The sequence below is a fragment of the Pseudoduganella sp. RAF53_2 genome, assembly GCF_052113985.1.
Classification (GTDB): Bacteria; Pseudomonadota; Gammaproteobacteria; order Burkholderiales; family Burkholderiaceae_D; genus Rugamonas.
On record NZ_JBFRDW010000772.1, the window covers coordinates 1 to 2,494 of the forward strand.

A 2,494-nucleotide genomic window follows, 5' to 3' on the forward strand; every position below is an offset into this window, starting at 1 on the left:
TCGCCGGAGGAGTCCACATAATATGAGTCGTTACCGGAACCACCGTCCACTGTGTCATTGCCTCCACGGCCGTCAAGATAATCGTTTCCAACGCCGCCAATAAGGACATTGTTCGCAGCGTTACCAATTAAGCTGTTATCTGCATCGTTGCCTGTGAGGTTAATAGCCGAGTTGCTCGCTACCTGGGCACATTCGACGTTGGCGGGCAACTGGTAAGTGTCCCCATTGCTCCCCAAATTGACCATCACGAAATCGTCGCCACCGCCGGGCTGCTCAACTACCACATCGCCTTTGTTGTCCGCCCAATACAAGTCATTGCCGCCGAGGCCAGCCATGGTGTCGGCTCCGACACCGCCATCGAGAAGGTCATCGCCTGCTGTGCCAATTAAGTTGTCGTTGTAATTGCTGCTGACGTTCACCGCCAGCTGTGCTGGGGTCAGGTCGCCATCACTGAAGTGGGCGGACTCGATGTTGTGCAGGGTAACGCTGTCGCCAGTATGGGTGTTGGTCAGCATCAGGTCAGTGTTGTTGACGCGGGTGGTCGCATAGTCGGCGATATTGCCGCTCAATTCGACTACGTCGTTGCCCGCGCCGCCGTCAGCAATATCATGGCCAGCGCCCGCACGCAGCACGTCGTTGCCGTCACCACCGAGCAGCGTATCGTTGCCGCTACCGCCAGTAATTGTGTTGTCCAACGTGTTGCCCATGGCTGCGAAACCTGCAGTGCCGGAGTACACCAGATCTTCGACGTTGGCGGTCAGCGTGTATTTGGTGAGCGCTGTGATTACGCGATCCACACCTTCATTGGCTAACTCGATGACCGAATCGCCGGCATTGTCCACGTAATAAACGTCATTGCCCGAGCCGCCGACCAATTTGTCAGCCCCTGCGCCGCCATCGAGCGTATCGTTGCCGAGACCACCTGTCAGCGCGTTGACACCCGTATTGCCGGTCAGGTGGTTATCGAGCTCATTCCCCGTAATACCGACAGCCAGCGCACTCGCTGCTGTTACTACGCCGTCTTCCACGTTGGCGCCTAGGGCGTAGATGCCTGCTTTCGTGAAGGCGACCTGCACGGTGTCGTGCCCACCGGATGGCGCTTCGACAGCGACATCGCCTGCCTGGTCGACGATAAAAATATCGTCGCCGAAGCCACCTTGCAGGGTGTCCGCTCCAAGGCCTCCATCCATGGTGTCTGCCAGGTCGGAGCCGGTCAGCACGTCATTGAGCGTGCTCTTAACGTTAAACTGAATGGCTGCCAGGGTCTTCTCGCCATCAGCAAACAGTACTTTTTCCACGCCGCGCAAGGTGATGTTCTCGCCAGTGGATGCGTTGACCAACAGCGTGTCTGACTGCGAGATGCGACTGCGCGTGTAATCGGCGAAATTGCCAAGGACCACCAAGGTGTCGTCTCCCGTACCGCCATCGGCGATATCGACGCCAGTACCGACGTTCAGGAAGTCGTTGCCGTCGCCACCCAGCAGGGTGTCATTGCCAGCACCGCCAAACAGTTTGTCGTTACCTGCCAGGCCGCTCAGAGAGTCGTTACCGCTGCTGCCGGTCAGAGTGTTATCCAGCGCATTGCCGATGCCCTTAAACGCCAAGGCGCCTGTGTATGTCAGATTTTCGACGTTAGCCGACAGCGTGTAAGAAGTAGCTGCGGATAGTACTGTGTCTAAGCCATCGCCGAGCAGCTCAGTAACCGTGTCGCTGGCCACGTCGACATAATAAGTATCGTCGCCGGTGCCGCCCGCCATTTTGTCCGCACCGCCCTTGCCGTCAATGGTGTCGTTGCCTGCGCCACCATTCAGCACGTTCGCTGCGCCGTTACCTGTCAGTGCGTTGTCCAGCTCATTGCCTGTAATCCCTGCTGTGCCGGTGCCAATAACGATTCCCGATTCGATATTGGCGCCAAGCGCGAACACACCTGACGACATCGCCACCTTAACCAAATCGTTGCCACCGTTTGCCGTTTCAACGATGACGTCGCCTGTGCTGTCGACCACATAGGTATCATCGCCGTCCTTGCCGGCCATAGTGTCATTGCCCTTCAGACCATCCAGCGTATCGGCGCCAGCGCCGCCAACCAAGTTATCGCCGTATATGCTGACCACATTGGTCAGCACGGCACTCACCGCCAGCGTGCCCATATCTGCGAACTTCACGGACTCGATGCCAGTCAGGGTCACCGTCTCATGCGTGACGTTGTTGACCAGCTGCGTATCGGTCGCGCTCAAGCGCACAATCTTGTAATCGGCGAAATTGCCGAGCACGACAGCGGTATCGTCCCCCGCGCCTCCATCTAGACGGTCTGCGCCGCCGTTGCCGCACAGCGTATCGTTACCCGCCATGCCGTTCAGCTTGTCGTTGCCCGCGCCACCTGTCAGAACGTTGTCCAGCGAGTTCCCAGTGCCGGTAAACGCTCCAGCGCCTCTATATTCCAGGCCTTCGAAATTATCTTTGAGGATGTAGCTGACTAAGGCCGTCCTAACAG

Annotated in this window: 1 protein-coding gene; it reads right to left on the reverse strand. The window is 57.8% G+C overall.

Translation table 11 applies throughout. The features are described from left to right. Positions 1-2,494 (reverse strand): beta strand repeat-containing protein (locus AB4Z11_RS29265; protein WP_442029334.1); only part of this gene is annotated, 2,494 nt, incomplete at both ends.